The sequence below is a fragment of the Rufibacter psychrotolerans genome (assembly GCF_016924645.1).
Lineage (GTDB): Bacteria > Bacteroidota > Bacteroidia > Cytophagales > Hymenobacteraceae > Nibribacter > Nibribacter psychrotolerans.
This window is the reverse complement of the sequence record NZ_JAFFJV010000001.1, coordinates 452,711-475,917: the sequence shown is the minus strand read 5'-3', so window position 1 is coordinate 475,917 and position 23,207 is coordinate 452,711. Positions and strand designations below refer to the sequence as shown.

Annotated in this window: 13 protein-coding genes; 10 read left to right on the top strand and 3 right to left on the bottom strand. The window is 58.8% G+C overall.

Features of this window, described 5'->3' with window-relative positions; all coding sequences use genetic code 11:
- Positions 1 to 3: 3 nt before the first annotated feature.
- A complete protein-coding gene (locus JT718_RS01875; protein WP_317195462.1) occupies positions 4 to 2,232 on the bottom strand; it encodes an FUSC family membrane protein in 2,229 nt (742 codons plus the stop codon).
- Positions 2,233 to 2,607: 375 nt separating this feature from the next.
- Here JT718_RS01875 and JT718_RS01870 point away from each other — a divergent pair, with 375 nt between their 5' ends.
- The 9 genes from JT718_RS01870 (at position 2,608) to JT718_RS01830 (ending at position 19,235) form a co-directional block, all read left to right on the top strand.
- On the top strand, positions 2,608 to 3,597 hold the full coding sequence (locus JT718_RS01870; protein ID WP_205499970.1) for a YpdA family putative bacillithiol disulfide reductase: 990 nt from the start codon (positions 2,608 to 2,610) through the stop codon (positions 3,595 to 3,597).
- 629 nt (positions 3,598 to 4,226) lie between these two features.
- Positions 4,227 to 4,814, top strand: coding sequence for a TetR/AcrR family transcriptional regulator (locus JT718_RS01865; RefSeq protein ID WP_205499969.1), 588 nt, complete (start codon positions 4,227 to 4,229; stop codon positions 4,812 to 4,814).
- A 32-nt stretch (positions 4,815 to 4,846) separates the two neighbouring features.
- Positions 4,847 to 6,181, top strand: coding sequence for a TolC family protein (locus JT718_RS01860; RefSeq protein ID WP_205499968.1), 1,335 nt, complete (start codon positions 4,847 to 4,849; stop codon positions 6,179 to 6,181).
- Between the two features lie 31 nt (positions 6,182 to 6,212).
- Entirely contained in the window at positions 6,213 to 7,358 is a 1,146-nt protein-coding gene (locus JT718_RS01855) for an efflux RND transporter periplasmic adaptor subunit (protein WP_205499967.1), read from the top strand.
- A 27-nt stretch (positions 7,359 to 7,385) separates the two neighbouring features.
- Positions 7,386 to 10,553, top strand: a complete 3,168-nt coding sequence (locus JT718_RS01850; RefSeq protein ID WP_205499966.1) for an efflux RND transporter permease subunit — start codon at positions 7,386 to 7,388, stop codon at positions 10,551 to 10,553.
- Positions 10,554 to 10,703: 150 nt separating this feature from the next.
- Complete coding sequence (locus JT718_RS01845) at positions 10,704 to 11,195, top strand: hypothetical protein (protein WP_205499965.1); 492 nt, start codon at positions 10,704 to 10,706, stop codon at positions 11,193 to 11,195.
- A 502-nt stretch (positions 11,196 to 11,697) separates the two neighbouring features.
- Positions 11,698 to 16,209 (top strand): glutamate synthase large subunit, encoded by a 4,512-nt coding sequence (gltB, locus tag JT718_RS01840; protein WP_205499964.1) that lies wholly within the window; start codon positions 11,698 to 11,700, stop codon positions 16,207 to 16,209.
- Positions 16,209 to 17,663 (top strand): glutamate synthase subunit beta, encoded by a 1,455-nt coding sequence (locus JT718_RS01835; protein ID WP_205499963.1) that lies wholly within the window; start codon positions 16,209 to 16,211, stop codon positions 17,661 to 17,663. Before gltB ends, JT718_RS01835 begins: the two co-directional genes overlap by 1 nt.
- A gap of 720 nt (positions 17,664 to 18,383) precedes the next feature.
- Complete coding sequence (locus tag JT718_RS01830; RefSeq protein WP_205499962.1) at positions 18,384 to 19,235, top strand: alpha/beta fold hydrolase; 852 nt, start codon at positions 18,384 to 18,386, stop codon at positions 19,233 to 19,235.
- A gap of 197 nt (positions 19,236 to 19,432) precedes the next feature.
- On the opposite strand, the gene JT718_RS01825 is transcribed toward JT718_RS01830, so the two are convergent.
- Positions 19,433 to 20,758 carry a DUF6600 domain-containing protein gene (locus tag JT718_RS01825; RefSeq protein WP_205499961.1) on the bottom strand — a complete coding sequence of 442 codons (1,326 nt, stop codon included), beginning with the start codon at positions 20,756 to 20,758 and terminating at the stop codon, positions 19,433 to 19,435.
- 377 nt (positions 20,759 to 21,135) lie between these two features.
- On the opposite strand from JT718_RS01825, the gene JT718_RS01820 reads away from it, so the two are divergent.
- Positions 21,136 to 22,467, top strand: a complete 1,332-nt coding sequence (locus JT718_RS01820) for a sensor histidine kinase (RefSeq protein ID WP_205499960.1) — start codon at positions 21,136 to 21,138, stop codon at positions 22,465 to 22,467.
- A 158-nt stretch (positions 22,468 to 22,625) separates the two neighbouring features.
- Here JT718_RS01820 and JT718_RS01815 read toward each other — a convergent pair whose 3' ends face one another.
- Positions 22,626 to 23,126, bottom strand: coding sequence for a DUF4890 domain-containing protein (locus JT718_RS01815; protein WP_205499959.1), 501 nt, complete (start codon positions 23,124 to 23,126; stop codon positions 22,626 to 22,628).
- Positions 23,127 to 23,207: the final 81 nt, after the last annotated feature.

Here is a 23,207-nt window from a genome sequence, read left to right as displayed (position 1 = left end):
GGACTATTCCGCGGCTGCAGCCTGTTTCGGGGCTGGAGTTTTCTGGGCGGCGGTGATCTGGCGGGTGAGCTTCTGGATGTCGGCTGAGATTTTCCGGATGAACTCCAGCTGCTCGGCCAGCAGGCGGTCTTCGGCGGAAAGAGTAGGCAGGGTCTCGGCGGCAGGTTCTGGCGCCTCGTGTTCGGGCTCCGGGGCCTGGAACTGGGGCGCCAGCTGCCGGATGGCCTCGGTGAGGGAAAGCTGCGCCCTCCGGATGGGCCTTAGGAACGGCTTCGGGTAGCCTTTGGCCCCGGTGGCCAGGCGCTCAGACACCACGTTGGCAATGTAGGAAGACAGCACGTGGTTGAGCACCACAAACTCGTAGACCTGCTGGCTGTTGCGCTGCTTGCGCTTGGGCTCGCCGGACATGCGCTGGAACGCCGCCGACAGGTTGGCCGACTTCACGTACACCTCCTTGCGGGCCAGTTTGTACTGTACCTCGGCTATTTCCTGGCCCGCCAGCCCGTGGGCCAGGACCTGCAGGTAGTTCAGGTTGGCCTCCAGCACGCCCCGGGCAAAGCGCCCCACCTGCTGCGACTCCCAGTTGGGAAACACAAAGTAGGTGGCAGCAAAGGCAATGGCGCAGCCCACCACAGTGTCAATCACGCGCTCCTCTACAATGGCCAGTCCCCCGGCCCCCAGAAAGCTGAACAGGATGAGCATAAAGGGCGTCATAAGAATCACGCTGAGCACGTAGTTGATGCGCTGCACGGTGTAAAAACCGGTCATGAACAGCAGCAGGAACAGGAACTGGGCCGTCTCATTGCGCACCAGGTACAGAATCAATAGCCCAATCACACCACCCACCAGGGTACCCACCACCCGCTCCACGTTGCGCTGCTTGGTGAGGCTGAAGGCGGGTTTCAGGATGAACACCACCGTGAGCAACACCCAGTAGCTGTGCTGCCCGTACGGGAAAAACTTGGTGAGCACGTAGGCAAAGAGCGCCACCAGGGCCACCCGCAACGAGAACCTGAACACCGACGAACCGAACGTGAGATTGTCCAGGAACAGCCGCGGCGAAAAGTTCTGGTGCGACACAAACTGGCCAAACTCCAGCGTGTGGGTCAGGCTGGCCCGATGGGCGGCCTGGGGGTTGTGGTACGATATAATGTCTGCCAGGCGCTGCGCGATGGTTCTGATGTTGACCAACACTTTCTTCAACACCAGGGTGCTGGTTTCCTCCAGTTGGTTGTCCAGGGCGTCAATGGAGGCTTTCAGGTGCTCCAGCTTCTGCTGGAAGTCCGGCCGATGGGTGAGTTTCAGGTTGGCCTGCATGGCAAAGCCGATGTTCTCCAGCTCATCGGCCAGGTTCTCCACAAGCCCGGAGATCTGGTCCAGGATGCCGGTGGGCCCAAACTTCTCCAGGATGGTGGCATAGTCATAATGGATGGCGGTGATCTGCTCGTACAGGTCTACCAGGTCTACAAACGTCATCACCAGCTTGCGGCCGGTGTCGGTGGACTCCTTCACAATCTGCCGGGTCTTGAACAGCACCTCGCGCACGGCGTCCTGCTTTTCGCTCACCACAATCTGCTGGGTCACCAGTTTGCGGTACTCCTGCTGCAGGTTGGCCTGGGGCCGGTAAAAGCCCGCCTTGATGCGCAGGAAGTTGGCCACCTCCAGGATGCACTCGCCCAGGGCCTGCTGCGCGGGCCGGTACGGCATGATCTGGAACGTGAGCAGGCTCAGCAGCAGGTACCAGACGCCCCCGCCCAGCACCAGCAACCCGTAGGGCAGCACCTGGTTAAGGGCCAGCGGCCGGTCCATGGACAGGATGAGCACCAGCAACCCGGCCAGGCCTATGAGGGTGGCGCGCATGCCGTACACCTGCCACATGGAAAACACAAAGCTCAGCACGAAAATCTCCAGGCCCAGCGTGACCGGGTGCAGGCGGGCAAGCACCGTGCACCAGGCCACCACCGCACACACGCCCATGCACACCAGCATGCCGTTGCGCCGGTGCACCGCCGGCCCCGGTGAATCGGCCAGGCTGGTGCCCAGCGCGCCCAGTGAGATGGTGATGCCCGTCTGCAACTGGCCCAGGTAAGAGAACAGCAGCGCGGGCAGCAGCACCCCAATGGTGATCCGGAGGCCGTCTGAGAAATTCTGGCTGTAAAAGAAAGACTGTAGCTGCCTGATCTTCCGGTTCATGCTTACCTGCGTGTAGGGGTGAAAGGGTGGTTGCGTCACGGGTTCCGCTCTGGTCCGCCGGCGGAAGGTACTCTGTTCTGCCTTTGTATGGGCAATTTTTTCGGGCACCGGGCCCACAACTTCGCACTTTTTGCGGTTTTGGCGCCGTTTTTACGGAAAAAGCCCCAAAACGGCGGAACGTTTGGGAGCTTAAACGTAAGTTGGGCCAGGCAGGATCATGCGTACCCGGGCTGCCCTACCCTATCCCAGCGTTTTGGGGCTGATTTTCAGCAATAAAGCCTGAAACGCTTCCTCGAAATTTCTGGCGGCAGGTTAATTGGGCGGGCTTATTTTGCGCCTGTTTCAGCCCGCGTTCGTACACTGTCTGGTTCACACCCTTGCTTCCATCCCAAAATCCCTCTGTACCTTTGCGGCATGCGTACCTCTTCAGAAATTGACCTAGTAGTAATCGGGGCCGGGCCCATTGGGCTCACGTGCGGCATTGAGGCCCAGAAAGCCGGACTCTCTTACGTGATCCTGGACAAAGGCGCCCTGGTGAACTCGCTCTACAATTACCCGGTGACCATGACGTTCTTTTCCACCTCAGAAAAGCTGGAGATTGGCGGGGTGCCCTTTATCTCAGACAACCCCAAGCCGCGCCGCAACGAGGCCCTGGAATACTACCGCCGGGTGACCCTCAAGTTTAACCTGAACGTGCGCCTGTTTGAGGAAGTGCTCTCGGTGGAGAAGGTGGGCCCCAGGTTTGAGGTGCAGACGGCCAAGGGCTCTTACCGGGCCCGCAAAGTGATTGTCTCCACGGGTTTCTATGACCTGCCGGCCCTCATGGACGTACCCGGCGAAGACCTGCCCCACGTGACCCACTACTACAAAGACCCGCATTACTACGCCCTGCAGAACGTGGTGGTGGTGGGCGCCAGCAACTCCTCAGTAGACGCGGCCCTGGAAACTTACCGCAAAGGCGCCCGCGTGACCATGGTGGTGCGGGGCCCCGAAATCGGTCGGCGGGTGAAGTACTGGGTCAGGCCCGATATTGAGAACCGCATCAAGGAAGGCAGCATCAAGGCGCACTTTAATTCCTGCATTACCGCCATCAGGCCGGGCGAAGTGGATATCCAAACCCCAGACGGACCTGTCACCCTGGAGAATGACTTTGTGCTGGCGCTCACGGGCTACAAACCTAACTTTGACCTGCTCCGCAAGTTTGGGGTAGAGCTCTCCCCAGACGACAAGCTGTACCCGCAGCACAACCCCCAGACCATGGAAACCAACCAGCCCGGGCTGTACCTGGCCGGGGTGGTCTGCGGCGGCATGGACACCCACCTGTGGTTCATAGAGAACTCCCGTGACCACGCCCAGAAGATTGTGCAGCACATTCTGGAACAGGACCGCACCAGCTCTTTCTAAGCCGTTTAGGGCCCTTTTCCCCTAAATCGGCCCCAAAACGGCACGGCTACCCGTGAGCACGCGTCCCTCCTGCCTTTTTCCTCCAGGTACCGGCAAGGCCGATTGTTTTCACCGTCACGGCTGTATTAGAACAGATGGCGCAAAGGTTCTCACGCTTCCGCCTTACGAATTTCAGGCCCTCACCCATGTCAGGCCGCAGCCTGAAGAACCAAACCCAGGTGCTCTGGCCAATGTAGCCACCACCGTTCCCTCGGTCTGACCCTGACAGACCGAAACCTCGCCGGAATTCCCGCCCCACTCAGGTGAATCTGTCAGAGAAAACAACCCAGAAATGCAGCGCAGGCCCAGGAAACCCGCAAACGGGGTTGAAACCGTTTGCCCCTGCAAGGCTCTGATCAGACCGGGGCACACCGGACATGAATTCACCCTGCGTGACCATAGCTTCTCCGTTTTGGGGCCCTTTTTTCCAAAGCGGACTGAAAGCGGTTGATTTTCTCCTCTAAGGAAAACTTTTTCATGCAAACTCCATACTAGTATCTGTTGCTTTCCTTTAGGCTACCATGCGTTTCTTTGTTTTACGGTTCAAATGGTTCTTACTTTGCAAAACCGAATGAACATTCAATAGACGGATGGCGAGAAACGAGATGGCGATGATGGCTGAGAAGAAGAAAGCGATTCTAGAAAGTACGCTTAAGCTAATCAAGGAAAACGGCTTCCATGGCACGCCCATGAGCCAGGTGGCAAAAAAGGCGGGCGTGGCGGCCGGCACCATTTACCATTACTTTGACAGCAAAGACACCTTAATCCAGGAATTGTATACCTACACCCAATACAGGTTGCTAGATGCCATCAAGGAAAACAGCCGCGAAGACATGGATTACAAGGCCCGGTTCTTCAGCCATTGGATCAGCCGGTGTATGTTCTACATCCAAAACCCCAATTCACTCTTCTTCATGGAGCAGTTCGTGAATTCCCCCTATGTGCAACGCTGCTCTAAAGAACAGGATGAGCGCTTCCAGAAAGAGGTCATCCAGTTCATAGAGTCGGGTATTGAGAACAATTACCTGCGCCCCATGAACCCACGCCTCATGCGCATGATGATCTACAGCAGTGCCCTCACCGCCGCCAAGCTTCACCTGTCTGAACAGCTCACCCTCTCCCAGGCAGACCTGCAGCAACTGGCCCAGATGGTGTGGGACGGCATTAAAAAAGACTGAATCCCTTTTACTTACTCCTAACTATATTATCCATGAAGAGAATCAAGCTTCTGGTGTCTGTTGTCCTGGGATACCTGCTGGTGCCCTTGGGGGCAGCGGCACAAGGCGGTACCACCCAGAGTCCCCCCAGCGGCACCCTCACCCTGCAGCAGTGCGTGCAGTACGCCCTGCAGAACCAGGCCGAGGTGAGACAAGCCCAGATTGAAGAAGAAATTGGTGAGCGCCAGATCAGGGCGCAGTTAGCCGGCTGGCTGCCCCAGGTAACGGGCCAGTTCTCGGCGGTACGCAATATTCAGCGGCAACGCAGCGTGTTCGGTGACCAGGTCATCACCCTTGGCCAGAACTACACGTCCAACGTGCTGCTGCAGGCCAACCAAACGCTGTATAGCAATGACCTCTTGCTGGCCTCCCGCGCGGCGCGTTACACCCGTCTTTCCCTGGACCAGAACACGCGGGCCAGCAAGATCAACACTGTGGTAGACGTGAGCAAGGCCTTTTACAGCGTGCTGCTCACCCAGGAGCAACTGCGCATCCTGGACGAGAACATCACCCGCCTGGAAAAGCAGTACCGCGACGCCCGCGCCCAGTACGAGCAGGGCCTGGTAGACAAAACCGACTACCAGCGCGCCAGCATCACCCTGGCCAGCACCCGCGCCGACCGCAAACGCGCCCAGGAAACCATCAAGGCCCGCGTGGCGGTGCTCAAGCAACTGATGGGCCTCCCGGTAGAAACCAACCTGGACCTGGCGTATGACTACAACCAGATGCAGCAGAACATACAGGTAGACACTACCCAGCAGGTGGTATACGCCAACCGGGTAGAGTTCCAGCAGCTGCAGACGCAGCGGCAGATCCAGCTTCTGAACACGCGCTACTACCGCTGGGGCTTCCTGCCCACCGCCTCGGTGTACGGCAACTACAACCCGCTGTTCTTCAGCAACAACCTCTCTGATCTCTACAGCCAGGTGTATCCCACCTCGCAGGTAGGCCTGCAGTTGAGCGTTCCTATCTTCCAGGGGGGCCGAAGGCTGCAGAACGTGCGCATCTCGCGCCTGCGCGAAGAAAGCATCAACGTGGACCTGGAGAACCTGCAGCGCGTCATCAACACCGAGTACCAGACCGCCCTGGCCAATTACAAGAGCGACTATACCGACTGGCTCACCCTGCAGAGCAACAACCAGCTGGCCGAAGAGGTCTACAACGTGATCAGGCTGCAGTACAACGAGGGCATCAAGACCTACCTTGACCTGATTGTGGCCGAGACCGACCTGCGCACCGCGCAGCTGAACTATTACAATGCCCTGTACAACGTGCTGTCCAGCAAGCTGGATGTACAGCGCGCCCTGGGCACCATTGCCGTTGAATAATCACCAGAACAGAAAAACACTTCCCTATAAAATGAAAAGAACGTATTCCCCATTGGCGGCGGCCGCCCTGTTTGCGACCATGCTGGTATCTTGCGGTAAAAAGGAAGCTGCCCCACAGGGCGCCATGATGGGCGGCCCCGTTCCGGTGAACACCTATACCGTTAGCCAAGAGCACGTGGTGGGCACAGATACCTACCCGGGCACCGTGGTGCCGCTCAACGAGGTAGAACTGCGCCCGCAGGTAAGCGGCTACATCTCCCAGATCTTCGTGAAAGACGGCCAGCGCGTGACCAAAGGCCAGAAGCTCTATGAGATTGACCGCACCAAATACATGGCCGCCTACCGCCAGGCCCAGGCCAACGTGCGCAGCGCGCAGGCCAACCTGGACCGCGTGCAGAAAGACCTGGAACGCTATGAGAACCTGGCCCGCCAGGACGCCATTGCCCGCCAACGCGTAGACTACGCCCGCGCCGACGTGGAAACCGCCCGCGCCCAGGTGGCCGTGGCCCGGGCCCAGGTGGCCAGCGCCTCCACAGACTTGGGCTACTCGGTCATCAACGCGCCGTTCAGCGGTACCATTGGCATCTCGCAGGTGCGGGTGGGCTCGCAGGTAAGCCCCGGCCAAACCCTGCTGAACACCATCTCCTCAGACGGCCCCACCGGAGTGGACTTCGTGATCAACGAGCAGGAGTTGCCGCGCTTTAACCGCCTGCGCCAGGGCAAGCAGCCCGACTCGCTCTTCACCCTCACCCTGTCTAACGGCACGGGCTATCCGCACACCGGCAAGCTCACCGCCATTGACCGCGCCGTGGGCCTGCAGTCTGGTACCATTACGGTGCGCGTGAGCTTCCCCAACCCAGACCGCCAGCTCATTGCCGGCATGACCGTGAGCGTGAACGTGCTCAACCAGGACATTGGCCAGCAGGTTACCATCCCGTACAAAGCCGTGACCGAGCAGCTGGGTGAGTACTTTGTGTACAAAGTGCAGGGCGACTCTGTGCAGCAGCAGAACGTGTTGCTGGGCACCCGCTTCCAGGACAAGATTGTGGCCCGCGAAGGCTTAGAGGCCGGCGACGTGATTGTGGTGGAAGGCATCCAGAAACTGCGCCAGGGAGCCAAGATTCAGGTAGGCGCGCCGCAAGCCGGAGGCGGTGCCCCGGCTGGTGCCAGAAAATAATGTTTAAGAGGCTATTTCAGAAACAACATGATATCTGATGTATTTATAAGAAGGCCCGTCACCGCCATCGTGATCTCTATTGTGATCGTGCTGGTAGGAACGTTGGCCATGATGAACCTGCCCGTTACCCAGTACCCCGACATTTCCCCGCCCACGGTATCGGTATCGGCGAACTACACGGGGGCCGATGCCCAGACGGTGGAGCAGACCGTGGCCACGCCCATTGAGACGCAGGTGAACGGTACGCCGGGCATGGCCTACCTTACCTCCACCAACACCAGTACCGGCCAGATGAACATGACCGTGACCTTTGAGGTGGGTACTGACATTGACATTGCCACCCTGGACGTGCAGAACCGCGCCAGCATTGCCGAGCCCAGCCTGCCCGAAGAGGTGCGCCGCCTAGGGGTAACCGTGCGGAAACGGAACCCCAGTATCCTGATGGTGGTGGGGATCTACTCGCCCAGAAAGACCCACGACGTGCAGTACCTGGACAACTACACCAACATTTACGTGAAAGACGCCTTGCTGCGGGTAGCCGGGGTGGGTGACGTGACCGCCATTGGCCAGGACTTCAGCATGCGCCTGTGGCTGCAACCCGACAAACTGGCCCAGTACAACATGAGCCCTAACCAGGTAGTGGCGGCCATTCAGGAGCAGAACATGCAGGTGGCGGCCGGTACGGTAGGCGCGCGGCCGCAGTACAGCTCGCAGGCGTTCCAGTACCCCATTACGGTGAGTGGCCGCTTGGCTACCCAGGAGCAGTTTGAGAACGTGATCATTCGCACCAACCCGCAGGACGGTTCCCTGGTGTACCTGCGAGACGTGGCCCGCGTGGAGTTCGGGCAGTTTGACTATGGCCGGCAGGCCACCATCAACGGGAACCCGGCCGCCATGATGCTGATTTACCAGGCCCCGGGCTCCAACGCCGTGGCCACCGCCGAGGGCATCTACGCCACCCTGGCCGAGATGAAGAAATCCTTCCCCGCCGACGTGGACTACATTGTCTCCTTTGAGTCAGTGACGGTGGTGGAGGTGTCCATCAACGAGGTGGTGCACACCCTGCTGGAGGCCCTGGTGCTGGTAATCATTGTGGTGTTCCTGTTCCTGCAGAGCTGGCGCGCTACCCTGGTGCCTATCCTGGCCATTCCGGTGTCCATCATCGGTACCTTTATCTTCTTCATTCCGCTGGGCTTTACCATCAACACGCTTACCCTCTTCGGGTTTGTGTTGGCCATTGGTATTGTGGTGGATGATGCCATTGTGGTGGTGGAAGCGGTGCAGCACTACATAGACCATGAGCGGCTCTCGCCGCGCGAGGCTACCCGTAAGGCCATGAAAGACATCACGGCGCCCGTTATTGCCATTGCCTTGATCCTGGCGGCGGTGTTTATTCCGGTGGGCTTTATCCCGGGTATTGTGGGCCGTCTGTACCAGCAGTTCGCCATTACCATCGCCATCTCAGTATTGATTTCGGCCTTTGTGGCCTTGACGCTTACCCCGGCGCTTTGCTCGCTCATGCTGCGACCCATGAACGTGAACCGCGAGTCCAGAGGGTTGAACAAGTTCTTCTACCGGTTCAACAACTGGTTCGCCAGAACCACGGAGTCTTACTCAGTGGGCGTGCGCAAGAGCATCAAAGCCGCCCCGCTGGCCCTGATTATCCTGGCCTGTATCTATGTGGGCACCGTGGGCTTGTTCGCCAACAAACCAACCGGCTTTATCCCTACTGAAGACGAGGGTCGTTTGTTCATTGCGGTGGAGCTGCCAGAAGGCTCCTCGGCCAACAGAACCCAGGCGGTGCTGGAAAGAATGGCGGGCATTCTCAAGGAAGTGCCGGCCATCAGGAACGCTACTTCCATCTCCGGCCTCAACGCCCTTAACTTCTCGTTTAAATCTAACAGCGGTACCTTCTTCATTCAGATGCGGCCCTGGGAGGAACGGCAGGAGGAGGCCATGAAGCTGCAAGGCGTGATGGCCGAACTGAACCAGCGCTTTGCCGCCATCAAGGAAGCCAACATTGTGGTGGTGGCGCCGCCGGCCATTCCGGGTCTGGGGCAGTCGGGTGGTTTCAGCTTTATGCTGGAGCAGCGCACCGCCGGCGACATTAAGGAGATGGAGCGCGTGATGGGGCAGTTCCTGGGCGCGGCCAACCAGCGCCCCGAGATTGCCATGGCTTACAGCTTCTTCAACACCCGTACGCCGGGCTACCACGTAGACGTGGACCGCGAAAAGGTGAAGAAACTGGGTCTCAACCTCACCGATGTGTTTGCCACCATGTCGTCTTACATGGGGAGCCGCTACATCAACGACTTTACCCGCTACGGCCGTAACTTCAGGGTGGTGGCCCAGGCCGATACCGCTTACCGCATGGACATCCAGGACCTGAGCCAGTATTACGTCCTGAACCGCGTGGGCGAGTCGGTGCCGCTGAGCGCGGTGGTGTCTACCCGGGTGGTGGAGAACCCGGCGGTGATCTCGCACTACAACCTGTTCCGGTCCATTGAGATTTCGGGCAGCGCCGCCCCGGGCTACAGTAGTGGACAGGCCCTTCAGGCCCTGGAAGAGGTAGCGGCCCAGGTGTTGCCGGCCGGCTATGGCTATGACTTCTCAGGCCTCAGCCGCGAGGAGCTGGCCGCGGGGAACAGTACCGTCTACATCTTCTCGCTCTCCATTGTCCTGGTGTTGCTGTTGCTGGCCGCCCTGTACGAGAGCTGGAGCGTGCCGTTCTCCATCCTGTTCGCCATTCCGCTGGGTATGTTCGGGGCTATTCTGGCCCTCACCTTCCTGCCTAAGCTGGACAACAACGTGTACGCCCAGATTGGGATGATCACCCTGATTGGTCTGGCCGCCAAAAACGCCATCCTGATTGTGGAGTTCGCCAAGGAGCGGGTAGACCGCGGCATGGACCTGATTGAGGCTACCATTGAAGCCGTACGCCTGCGTCTGCGTCCCATCATCATGACCTCGCTGGCCTTTATCCTGGGGGTAGTGCCGCTGGTGCTGGCTTCGGGTGCCGGGGCGGTGTCTAGGCAGACCATTGGCTGGGTTGTGATTGGCGGTATGTTGGCGGCTACGTTCCTGGCCATCTTTATTGTGCCGGTGCTGTACGTGGTAATTACCCGCGTGGCCTACGGCAAGAAAGGCCTGGCCGCCCTGCGCGAGCGCTACAAAGACGTAGACTTTGACCATTAATCCTTCTTACCTGTTCTGGGGCTGTTTTATCTAAAACAGCCCCAGAACAGAAAACCGCCTCTAGCCTGTTTGGCCGGAGTTTAGAGACCTTTTCCCGTAACAAGAAAGCCCTGGCCTGGTAGCCGGGGCTTTTTACTAAAGAACTTACCCATGAGCAGGCTTTCACCACAGAACCCGCATACAAAACAACATCCGCTTCCGTTAGGCATTGCCGTTTACCAACTGGCCGGCGGACTCATTGGCCTGGGGCTTTGCCTTAAAATGATTCCGGCCCTGCAGAACCCGTCTGCCTCTACCTGGGTGGGCATTTTTGCCGCTGCCGTGCTGTACATCTTCTCCATTCTGTGCGGCTTCCTGCTCTTTAGGCAGACCCGCCTGGCGTTCAATCTCTCCCTGGCCAACCAGATTTTGCAGGCCTTCAGCTTTAGCATGTCTGGCCTCACCTACAACTTTGTGGCGGGGCTTAAAGTGGGCGTGGGCATTGATTTTCTGGAGAGCTGGCTGTTTAAGTTTCGGCTGTCCCTTTCTTCGTTCAGCTTCAGTTTTGGAGCGGGCGCCGGCGTGGCGTTTGTCACGGTCAACGTGCTGGCCCTGGTGCTGGTCTACCTGCTGGAGCGGTCAAAGGACAGACTTTATGCCTGAGCCGCCCCTGTTTCTATAGTTTGGGCGCACCGTTTAGGGTCTGGTTTTGGAAAAACAGCCCTGAAACGGGAGCGCCGTTTTGTGCCGTCCCTTCCTTCCGCTTGCGTGAGCGCCTTGCTCCACTCCGGTTAACACTCTCTGTTCCTTCCCTTTAGCTTCCCCTCTCCCGGGACCGTCCGTTTTTGGCCTGTTTTTGCCAGAACGCCGCCAGAACGGGTTACCGCCAGAAATACGGCCTACCCCGGCAAGCGCCGCCCCGGGTGCGCCAGCCTCCCCTTACCCGCATATTTTTTTTTCTGCCGCAGATTAACAGTTTCCCATTTACACCAGCATTTTTCTGGATGACTTTGATATTTTAAATATGATGACCTTAATACAAAATCAATTTCACATCCATACATTAATCATGCTATTAAATCAGCAACTAACCAGTTGATTTTTTAGATTTTTCTCTATAGCTTACTCATTCACCCTTGCCAAACTCTACAATACAAACAAAGGAATGAATCAAGCTGACGAACGTACTAGAGGGTTATATACGCCCGAGTTAGAGCACGATGCTTGCGGCGTTGGTTGTGTGGTAAACCTAGATGGTCAAAAATCGCATGCCACTGTAAAAGACGCCCTTACCATGTTGAAGAACATGGAGCACCGTGGAGCCACCGGTAGTGACCCCGAAACCGGCGACGGCGCGGGCATCCTGGTGCAATTGCCCCATGAGTTTTTCAAGAAGGAACTGGCCGAATTTGCCATTCAGCTGCCCCCGCAGGGCAGCTACGGGGTGGGCATGGTCTTTTTCCCGGCCGTGTATGAGGTAAGGGAAAAGTCCCGCAAGATCCTGAACAACTGCCTGCGCAAACTGGGCCTGAGCCTGCTGGGCTACCGCCTGGTGCCGGTGAACGGCCAAGTGCCGGGCCACGGCGCCAAGGCCGTGGAACCCTACATTGAGCAGGTGTTTGTGCAGCCGGTAGACCCCACCATCATGGGCGAAGACCTGGAGCGCAAATTGTTCGTGCTGCGCAACCTCATCAGCAATGAGACCCGCAAAAGCGTGCGCGGCGAGAACGGCACCTTTTACATCGCCAGCTTTTCTTCCCGCACCATTATCTATAAAGGGCAGCTCAAAACCAACCAACTGGAGAAGTACTACCATGACCTGCGCCACCCCGATTTTAAATCGGCGATAGCCGTGGTGCACTCCCGCTTCTCCACCAACACCTTCCCTAACTGGCGCCTGGCCCAGCCGTTCCGCTTTATCGCGCACAACGGCGAGATCAACACCATCAGGGGGAACGTGAACAAAATGAAGTCCAAGGAGGCGCTCATGTCCTCGCCCCTGTTCACCGAGGAGGAGATGCAGTGGCTGTTGCCGGTCACCAACCCCGAGGACTCCGACTCGGCCAACCTGGATGCGCTGGTGGAGCTGCTCACCCTGTCGGGGAGGCCGCTGCCGCACGTGATGATGATGCTGGTGCCCGAGGCCTGGCAGAACAACCCGCACATGGACACCTACAAGAAGGCGTTCTACAAATACCACGCGGCCCTGATGGAGCCCTGGGACGGACCCGCCGCCCTTTTCTTCACCGACGGCACCCAGATTGGTGCCACCCTTGACCGCAACGGCCTGCGCCCGGTGCGCTACTGTCTCACCAAACAAGGCCGCCTGATCATGGCCTCGGAGGCTGGCGCCCTCACCGTGGCCCCCAGAGACGTGGTGAAACGCGGCCGCCTGCAGCCGGGCAAAATGCTGCTGGCCGATATCTCCGCGGGCCGCATCTACGAAGACGAGGAAATTAAAGCCATTGTCTGCAATGACAAGCCGTATTTTGACTGGATTCAGAAAAACCGCATCAAACTGCGCCTGCGCCCCGAGCCGGCGGTCTTGCTGGAGCCCTGCACCCCAGAAGAACTGCGCCAGCGCCAGAAAGCCTACGGCTACACTCGCGAAGACCTGAAGATGCTGGTAGAGCCCATGGCCGCCACGGGGTATGAGCCGGTGGGCAGCATGGGCTCCGACACGCCCCTGGCCGTTCTCTCGCAGCAGAGCCAGCACGTGTCGCATTACTTCAAGCAGTTCTTCGCGCAGGTGAGCAACCCGCCCATTGACTCCATCCGGGAACGGCTGGTGATGTCGCTCTTCACCCGCGTGGGGGAGTCCAGGAACATTCTGGACGAGACCGAGCTGCACACCCGCCAGATCCATATCTCGCAGCCCGTGCTGGATCCCGTGGAGTTCCAGAAACTGATTTTCCTCAAGGAAGAAGGCTTTGACCATGAAATCCTGGATGCTACCTTCTCTACGCGGGAAACCGGCAACCTGCAACGCGAGATTGACCGTATCTGCGCCGAGGCCGAGGCCGCCGTGCGCGCGGGCAAGAAAATACTGATCATCTCTAACCGCAACATCCAGGCGCAGCGGGCGGCCATCCCGTCGTTGCTGGCCGTGGGCGCGGTGCACCACCACCTCATTGAAAAACGCATCCGCACCAAGACGGGGCTGGTGGTAGAGGCCGGCGATGCCTGGGAAACCCACCATTTCGCCACTATCATTGGGTACGGGGCCAGCGCGGTGTACCCGTTCCTGGTGTATGATACCATCAAAGGCCTGCACGACCAGCAGAAACTGAACAACGCGCAGCCCTACACTCATTATTTCCAGAACTTCATCTACGCCGTAGACAATGGCCTGCTCAAGATCTTGTCTAAAATGGGCATCAGCACGCTGCAGAGTTACCAGAGCTCCCAGATCTTTGAGATCCTGGGCCTGGGCCAGGAAGTGATTGAGAAATGCTTCAAGGGCACCACCAACCGCCTGGAAGGCCTTAACTTTGAGGACCTGGAGCGGGAAGCGCTCACCAAACACCAGTCGGCGTTCCCAGACCTGGAGAACCTGCTGGAGTCGGGTGGGTTTTACCAGTGGCGCCGCGACGGCGAGGAGCACCTGCTCACGCCCAAGGTGATTCACCTGCTGCAGAAGTCCACCCGCCTCAACGATTATTTACTGTACAAAGAGTACTCCAAGTCCATCCGCGAGCACCAGCAGCAGACCACCATTACGCTCCGCAACCTGTTTGAATTCCGGAAACGGCAGTCGGTGCCGCTGGACGAGGTGGAGCCGGTATCGGCCATCCTCAAGCGGTTCGCCACGGGCGCCATGTCCTTCGGGTCTATCTCCTACGAGGCGCACAGCACCCTGGCCATTGCCATGAACCGCATTGGCGGCAAGAGCAACAGCGGCGAGGGCGGCGAAGACGAGGCTCGCTACACGCCCAAACCCAACGGCGACTCAGAGATGTCACGGGTGAAGCAGGTGGCCTCTGGCCGCTTTGGGGTCACCAGCCACTACCTGGCCAACGCCGATGAGATCCAGATCAAGATTGCCCAGGGTGCCAAACCGGGGGAAGGTGGACAGCTGCCCGGTCACAAGGTAGACCACTGGATTGCCCGCGTGCGCTGCTCCACCCCTGGCGTGGGCCTGATCTCCCCACCGCCGCACCACGACATCTACTCCATTGAAGACCTGAAGCAGCTCATCTTTGACCTAAAGAACGCCAACCCCAAAGCGCGTATCAACGTGAAGCTGGTGGCCGAGGCCGGCGTAGGTACCATTGCCTCGGGCGTGGCCAAAGCGAAAGCCGACGCCATCATGATCTCGGGCGCCGACGGCGGCACCGGGGCCAGCCCCTTGAGCTCCATCCGGCACACCGGTCTGCCCTGGGAAATTGGCCTGGCCGAGGCGCACCAGACCTTGCTCAAGAACAACCTGCGCAGCCGCGTAGTGCTGCAGACCGACGGCAAGATCCTGACCGGGTATGACCTGGTGGTGGCCACGCTGCTGGGCGCCGAGGAATACGGGGTAGCCACGGCCGCGCTTATTGTGGAAGGCTGCATTATGATGCGTAAGTGCCACCTGAACACCTGTCCGGTGGGCATTGCCACCCAGAACCCCGACCTACGCCAGCTGTTCACCGGCGACCCAGACCACGTGGTGAACCTGTTCACCTTCATGGCCCTGGAAATGCGCCAGATCATGGCCACGTTGGGCTTCCGGACCATCAACGAAATGGTGGGCCAGTCACAGGTGCTGAAAGTAAGAACTGACCTGAACCACTGGAAACTGAAGAACCTGGACCTTTCGCCCATCTTCCACCAGGAGTACGTGGCCCGCAACGTGGGCAGGTACAAGCAAATTGAGCAGGACCACGAGATCAGCAAAGTGCTGGACAAGAAACTCATCCGCGACCTGAAGAAAGGCAACACGGAGGTGGAGTACCGCATCATCAACGTGGACCGCTCAGTGGGCACCATGCTCTCCTATGAGATCTCGCGCAACTTCGGCAAGTTTGGTTTGCCCGAGGATAGCTTCAAGACCACGTTCTACGGTTCGGCGGGGCAAAGCTTCGGGGCGTTCCTGGCCCCGGGGGTTACGTTCAAGCTCTACGGCGAAGCCAATGACTACCTGGGCAAAGGCCTCTCGGGCGGCAAGCTCATTTTGCAGCCGTTTAAAGAAAGCGAGTACCTGGCGCATGAGCACATCATCACGGGCAACGTGGCGCTGTACGGGGCCACCTCGGGCAAGGTGTACATCAACGGAATGGCCGGCGAGCGCTTCTGCGTGCGCAACTCGGGCGCCGAGGCGGTGGTGGAAGGCATTGGCGACCACGGCTGCGAGTACATGACGGGCGGCAAGGTGCTGGTGCTGGGCGCGGTGGGCAAGAACTTCGCGGCCGGCATGAGCGGCGGAATGGCCTACCTCTACGCCCCAGACCCCAGCTACGTGGAGCAGTGCAACCTGGACATGGTGGGCCTGGAAGAGCCAGACGCCCAGGACCTGCTCTGGATGGTGCACAAACTGCAGGAGCACGTGGCCTACACCGGCAGCGTGCTGGCGCAGGGCTTCCTGGAGAACTGGGAACACCACCGCCAGCACTTTGTGAAAGTAATGCCGCATGACCTTAAAAAGGCCATGCAACTAGAGGTAAAAGAAGCAGAAACCGAAAAAGCATTGGTATAATGGGAAAGCCAGATGGATTCTTAAAGTATAACCGCGAGGTGCCCGGCACCCGTGACCCCAAAGCCCGCATCAACGACTCCAACGAGATTTACCTGCCGTTTCCGGAGGACAAGACCCAGCAGCAGGCCTCGCGCTGCATGGACTGCGGCATTCCGTTCTGCCACAACGGCTGCCCCCTGGGCAACCTGATCCCCGACTTCAACGATGCCGTTTCTGAGGGCGACTGGGAGCGGGCGGTGCGCGTGCTCTACAGCACCAACAACTTCCCCGAGTTCACGGGACGCATCTGCCCGGCCCCCTGCGAGAGCAGCTGCGTGCTGGCCATCAACAAGCCGGCCGTGGCCATTGAGCACATAGAGAAAGCCATTGCTGAGAAGTCGTTTGAGCTGGGCCTGGTGAAACCCCAGCCGCCGCAACAGCGAACCGGCAAGAAAGTGGCCATCGTGGGCTCGGGACCGGCCGGTTTGGCGGCGGCGGCCCAGCTGAACCGGGCGGGCCACAAGGTGACCGTGTTTGAGAAAGACGAGAAAGCCGGCGGCCTGCTGCGCTACGGCATCCCTGACTTCAAGCTGGAGAAATGGGTGATTGACCGCCGGCTGGCCGTTCTGGAGGAAGAAGGCATCAAGTTCAAGCTGAACCGCAAGATTGGGCAAGACACCACCCTCAAAAAGCTCTACCGCAAGTATGACGCCGTCTTGCTCTGCATTGGAGCCACCAAACCGCGCGCCATCTCCATCCCGGGCAACCACCTCAAGGGCATCCACTTTGCCATGGATTACCTGGGCTTGCACAACCGCCGGGTAGACGGGGCGCAGATCGCGCCGGAGCAGGACCTCAACGCGTTTGGCAAGCACGTGCTGGTGATTGGCGGCGGCGACACCGGCTCCGACTGCGTGGGCACGGCCAATCGCCAGTTTGCCAAGTCCATCACGCAGCTGCAGTACCGCTACATGCCCAGCACTGAGCGGCACCCCACCAATCCCTGGCCCGAGGTGGCCGTCACACTCTCTTCCTCCTCTTCGCACGAGGAAGGTTGCGAGCGCAGCTGGGGCTGGCTGAACAAGGAATTCATTGCTGATGAAAACGGCCACGTGAAGGGCCTGCGCGTGGTAGAACTGGAATGGAAAAACCAGTCTGAGTACACCGAGAAGCCTAACAGCGAGAAGATCCTGCCCTGCGACCTGGCCCTGATTGCCATTGGCTACGAGCGTCCCGAGCACGATGCCTTCACTGCCAATTTCAAGTTTGAGCTGGACCGCCGCGGCAACTTCAAGCTGAACGACTGGCAGACCAACATCCCGGGCATTTTCTCGGCCGGCGATGCCTGCCGCGGCCAGTCGCTGGTGGTGTGGGCCATCTCTGACGGGCGCGAGGCCGCCCGCGCCATTGACGTGTACCTCATGGGCGAGTCTGAACTTCCGTCAAAGGAACTCTCCAAATACCAGTTGTTCTAAAAAAAGGCCAGCCGTTTAAAGGGTGGGCCCCTGCTTAAAGCCTTTGTTTCGTTTAGTTGTTGGGACCCCGTTCTTGTCTTTGGCAAGGCGGGGTTTTCTAGTTGTGGCTGCATTTCTGTGCTGTTTTGGTGAAAGTGGGCAGAAAGGCATCGGTGGAGACCCTCGTAGGAGCTGCGCACACGACGAGCCGGAGTCCTGAGTCCTGAGTCTTGAGTGCTGAGTCCTGAGTAGGGAATATGTTTTTAGTTTTTGTAAAAAGAGGTCAGGAACGTGGTTTAACCCAATTCCCCTCCCAGGAGGGGAATTGGGTTAAACCCGGTTTGGGGTTGTTTTGCCATAGGCAGTGGCGAAACGTGAAAGAAATACAGTTTAGTGACGAGAAATCTGCTCCATCGTTTGCAAACAGCGCCTTCAGATTCTTTTTAGCCATGGGAGCTTATTAAGAGTTACTTTCTCCTTAAAGTAGCTGATAACTCCCCTCCTGGGAGGGGCAGGGGGTGGGTTCAATTACGTTCCAGCACACGTTTTCCCAAAAGCCCCTAAAAACCCGTTCCCCACTCAGGACTCAGGACTCAAGACTCAGGACTCCGACTCGTCGTGTGCGCTGCTCCTGCGAGCGTCTCCGCCAATCTCGTTTTATGCCCGCTTTCTCAAAATGTAGCCAAAGAACGGAAAAGAGCGCGCCTGGCACGTAAAAGGGTTGCCATCAACCCCCAAGCCATGAAGACCAGAGCCCATTCCTACTCCACCAACGGCATTCACCTGTACACCGTAGAAGCCGGCCCGGCCGAGGGGCCTACCATTCTGTTCCTGCACGGGTTCCCGGAGTTCTGGTACGGCTGGAAGCACCAGCTGGCGTTCTTCGCGGCGCAGGGCTGGCACGCCGTCGCTCCAGACCAGCGGGGTTACCACCTGAGCAGCCGGCCCCACGGGGTGGACGCCTACACCATTGACCAGCTGACCCAGGACATCGCCGGGCTTATTCCGCAAATCAGCCAGGGCCAGGTGGTGCTAGTGGGGCATGACTGGGGCGGCGCGGTGGCCTGGAACCTGGCCCTGCACCAGCCGGCTCTGCTCCGGCAGCTGGTGATCCTGAACATGCCCCACCCCAAGGTGTTTCATGCGCACCTCACCCGCAACCCCAAACAAATGCTGAGGAGCTGGTACGCCGGCTTTTTCCAATTGCCCTGGGTGCCCGAGGCGGTGAGCAGCTCGTTTGACTTTAAAGTGCTGGAAAGCACCATGACCGGTTCGGCCCGGCCGGGCACCTTTTCTGCCCAGGAACTGGAGGCTTACAAAACCGCCTGGAACCAACCCGGTGCCCTGGAAGCCATGATCAACTGGTACCGGGCCTACAAGTACCACCCCATTGCGGCAGACCGCAAAATTGACCTCCCTACCCTCCTGCTCTGGGGAAAGCAAGACCAGTTTCTGGGCACCGAATTGGCGGAACCCAGCGTAGACCAGTGCCGCCGGGGGCAACTCGTCTTCCTGGACCAAGCCACCCACTGGCTGCACCACGAGGAGCCTGACCGGGTAAACCACTTGATGCTGGAATTTCTTCAAGGCTAAGCCCGAAATCCCGAGGACCATGGCGCAAACAGACCCAGGCTCTATCAGTCCCGAGCAACTTCTTTTTCTGTTTCAAGGCCGAAATCCTGAAAACAGCCCTAAAACTGGAAGCCATGCTCATTGGCTTGACAAGAAAAACAAAAAACCGCACCTCAAAGAAGTGCGGCTTTCCCATCATTCATTAAATCAGTTGTCTCTTAGTTTCGGCCGCGCTGGCTGCCGTCACGGCCCGTAACGGTACCTTGGCGCGAAGAAGTTCTGGGAGCCGGTGCCTGGGCGGGAGCGGAACTTTGCCGGCTGCGCTGCTGGTACTGCCCGGCCCCAACCGGTTCTTGCCGCGACCGGGTCTGGTACTGCCCCTGGCTGGGGGCCTCGCTCCGGCGGGTAGAATAACCATCCTGAGTTCGTACGGAGGAACCATAGCCGGTGGAGGCATCCTGCACGGCAGGCGCTGTTTCTATTGGCCTGGAACGTCTTGGTGAATAGGTTCCCTCTGGGCGCGATGGGCGGGCGTACTCCCCGGTAGTAGCTGGCGACCTGCGCCCGCTTTCTCTTGGGCGGGTACTTTCTGCGGTGCTGCGCTGCTCGGACGTGGCCTCCACGCCAGACCGGCTTCTGGGAGTGGAATACTCCTCACCGCCCGGCCGGCGGCGGTTAGCCACATTCTCCTCACTTTCGCGGCTCCGGTCTACGCTGCTGCTCCGGTCGCTTCGGCCTACGGTTTCCCGGCTTTCGGTGAACCGGGAGCGGGACGTGTTGTCACGGGCAATTACCCGTGAAGGGGCTTCCTCGCGGCGGGCATTCACGTCGGGGCGGTAGATCCGGACGGAGTTATCCGCCACGGATGCCCTACCGGGCCGGCTGTCGCGGTCTACGCGGTACACATTCACCTTGCGGTTAGTAGCGCGCTCAATGTCTTGCCGGCGGGGTCCGTACACGTACCGGTGGCGGTCGCGCTCATAGTAGTTGTTGATGATGGTGGTGTTGTGGTAGATGTTCACCACCCGGGTTCTGGGCACGCAGTACTCATAGATGCGCGGGCTGGTGATGTACATGACCGGCACAAACACCCAGCGGGTGGCCGGCACCACCACGGTTACGCGCGGCCCCATGGGAGCCCAGCCGTAATAGCCGCCGCCGTTGCGCCAATCTACCCAGGCCGGTCCCCACTCATGGCCGGGCACCCACAGCCAACCGTAAAAATCGTCATAGTACCAGCGGCCGTAGTGGAACGGCGCCCAGCCCCAGTCATAGTCAGAGACCCAGGTGTTGCCGTACTCGGTCATGACCCAGTGGCCCCGGGTAGCATAGGGCTGAAAGTCCCGCTCCACGTTGGGCGACCACACGTAGCCGTACTCGGGGTCCCGTATCCAGCGGCCGTGCCGGTCTAATTCATCATAAAACGTCTGGAAAGACACCTGGTCTCCCGGACGTGCCGCCTGCGCCTCTGGGGAGGCTGCCAGGCCCAGGGTCAGGAGCAGCAGCGCTCCCCAGACCCCCAGGTTATTGATAAAGGTTTTCATGTGTACTGAAGTTAAAAAATATGGGCAGCGGCCTCTTGCCGGGAGCCAGCAACGGCCCCCTTGGTAAGCAATCGGAGAGAAGACTCCCCCTATCTGGTTTTAACCAAACATCTTGCCAAAACATAGAAAAACGCTATACTCCCGCAAATATAATGCTGCGCGGTAAGCCTTTGTTTCTGAAACGCTTAGCGCCGAGCCCTTCCCTGCTCAGCCATCCAGCTGGTGGCGGCGGACTACCAATAGAATTATCTGTAGTCTCTGCGGCTTATACGGAGTATTCTGTACCTGTATTATAAGACTTTTCTTACCTTTGCACCCACAGTGCATCTATCAGCGAAGGGGCTGCTGGTGCATACCTAAACCAGCAGCGCATTGCCTTGAACTTCTACTTTTTCAACGCTCCCGCTCCTCCGCACCTGGAGGCTTTTAGGGAGGAGTATTCTCTGCAGAACCTGAGAAAGCTACGGCTAGCCTCCACCCTTACCTTGCTGGTACCCTGTGGCATTGTCATGCTCCCGCTGGCCTTCCCTTCGCTGAACCGCATTCCGCACGTGGGCTTCTTCCGGGGCCTTAACATCTTTTTGGCCTTTGCCTCCGCCCTGGTGCAGGTGCTGGCGCATTTTACCCTTAAAGACCAGAAAACAGCCCCAAAACCGGTCTGGTGGGCACAACTGCTCTGCTTTTTATACGCGTGCATCTTTATCCTCTGCTGCCTGGGCATTACCTACATTGCGCAGGGCAACCCCAAGAACACCTTGACCATGTACCTGCTGGGCCTGGTCACGGTGGCCTTCCTCTGGGACTTCGAGTATGACGGCAGCCTGGCGCTGGTTTTGTTTGCGGCGCTGGCCTTTACCGGGGTGCTCCTGCTGACAGACCTTCCGCCAGACCAGGTACTCCTGAACCAGTGCATGTCCTTTGTGATCCTGACCTGCTTCTTTGTGCTCTCGCGGGTCATGTACAGCCACCGGGCCACCCATTTCCTGCAACTCAAGGAGATTGAGCAGAAGAACCTGGAGATCCAGAAAGTGAGCCGGGCCAAGTCTGAGATCCTGGGCGTGGTGGCCCATGACCTGCGCAGCCCCTTCAACAACATTGAGATGCTCACTACCCTGCTGCAGAAGCCCACCAACTCACCCGAGCAGCAGCAACAATACCTGAACCTGATCCAGACCAGTTGCCAGTCGTCGCGGCACATCATCAATGAGTTGCTGTACCTCTCCCGCGAGGAGCAGCAGGACAGCATTCCGCTGGAACGGCTCAACCTCTGCCGTTTGCTGCAACAGGTGCAGGAAGAGTGGGAAACCCAGTTGCAGGGCTCACGCCGCCTGCTCCTCACGCACCCAGACACGCCGCTGTACGCTCACCTCAACAAGGAACGGTTCCAGCGCATCATGAACAACCTGCTCTCCAACGCCGTGAAGTTCACCCCCAGTAAGGGCCAGATCACCATTGGCTTGCGGCAAGCCGATAAAAAGCTGCTGCTCACCATAGCCGACAACGGCATTGGCATCCCCGACCAGTTTAAGGCGCAGCTCTTTGACCGGTTCTCCAAGGCCCGGCGGCGCGGTCTCCAGGGCGAGAAGTCCACGGGGCTGGGCCTCAGCATCTGCCGCCAACTGGTTGAGCAGCACGGCGGCTCCATTGCCGTGGAAAGCCAGGAACAACAAGGCACCACCTTCCATATTGTGCTGCCGGCGGTTAATTAGCGAGTAAGCATCAGGAGGATACAGGAGGTATCAGTTGCGGCCTGTTTTAGAGCCATTTTCCCAAAAGTGGCTCCAAAACAAGTAGGGGGAAGGGACCACACAGAAAAAGCAAGCGTGGTCACTTGCTTTCTCTGCGGTACTCCTGGTGCTCGGGTTACTTAGCTGTTCCGGGCTCTTCTGGCCTGGTCACGCTGGCCCTCTCTGCCTCCTGACCGGTCGCCGCGTTTGGCTTGCAGCTGCTGGCGGTCTTCCTGGTACTGGGTGTACTGCTTTTTGCTCAGGATGCCTTTCAGCTCTTTCTCCCAATTGGTGCGCAGCTGTTTCAGTTGCTCCCGGTGCTGGCCGTTGCGTTCGCTGCCTTTGGCGAAACTGCCGCGCAGGCTTTGCAGTTGCTGGGCATGCTTCAGGTTAAGCGCCTGCAGCTTTCTTTCCTGCGAGTTGCTCAGGTCATACTTCTTGGTCAGCATCTGGGTGCGGCGGGTGGCCACTTGCTCGGGGTCTAGCTTCTCGCGTTTGTCTTGGTTCCGGCGGAAACCATCGCGGTCACCGCGGCCCTGCTCCGTTCTGTTGGCTACTCTGTCTCTGCGGGGCGCATCCTGCGCGTAAGAGGTTCCGGCTACCGCCAGACCTAAGGCCATCATTAAAAAATACTTTTTCATTTTAGTTTAGGGTTTGGGTTTCTGGTTGATCTCCGGGGTAATTGCCCCGGTTGCCAGACCATTTGCAAAGCAGGTGCCAGA

Coding starts and splice junctions, on each gene's coding strand:
- JT718_RS01870 (WP_205499970.1), top strand. CDS start 2,608: ATGCGTACCTCTTCAGAAATTGACCTAGTAGTAATCGGGGCCGGGCCC.
- JT718_RS01865 (WP_205499969.1), top strand. CDS start 4,227: ATGGCGAGAAACGAGATGGCGATGATGGCTGAGAAGAAGAAAGCGATT.
- JT718_RS01860 (WP_205499968.1), top strand. CDS start 4,847: ATGAAGAGAATCAAGCTTCTGGTGTCTGTTGTCCTGGGATACCTGCTG.
- JT718_RS01855 (WP_205499967.1), top strand. CDS start 6,213: ATGAAAAGAACGTATTCCCCATTGGCGGCGGCCGCCCTGTTTGCGACC.
- JT718_RS01850 (WP_205499966.1), top strand. CDS start 7,386: ATGATATCTGATGTATTTATAAGAAGGCCCGTCACCGCCATCGTGATC.
- JT718_RS01845 (WP_205499965.1), top strand. CDS start 10,704: ATGAGCAGGCTTTCACCACAGAACCCGCATACAAAACAACATCCGCTT.
- gltB (WP_205499964.1), top strand. CDS start 11,698: ATGAATCAAGCTGACGAACGTACTAGAGGGTTATATACGCCCGAGTTA.
- JT718_RS01835 (WP_205499963.1), top strand. CDS start 16,209: ATGGGAAAGCCAGATGGATTCTTAAAGTATAACCGCGAGGTGCCCGGC.
- JT718_RS01830 (WP_205499962.1), top strand. CDS start 18,384: ATGAAGACCAGAGCCCATTCCTACTCCACCAACGGCATTCACCTGTAC.
- JT718_RS01825 (WP_205499961.1), bottom strand. CDS start 20,758: ATGAAAACCTTTATCAATAACCTGGGGGTCTGGGGAGCGCTGCTGCTC.
- JT718_RS01815 (WP_205499959.1), bottom strand. CDS start 23,126: ATGAAAAAGTATTTTTTAATGATGGCCTTAGGTCTGGCGGTAGCCGGA.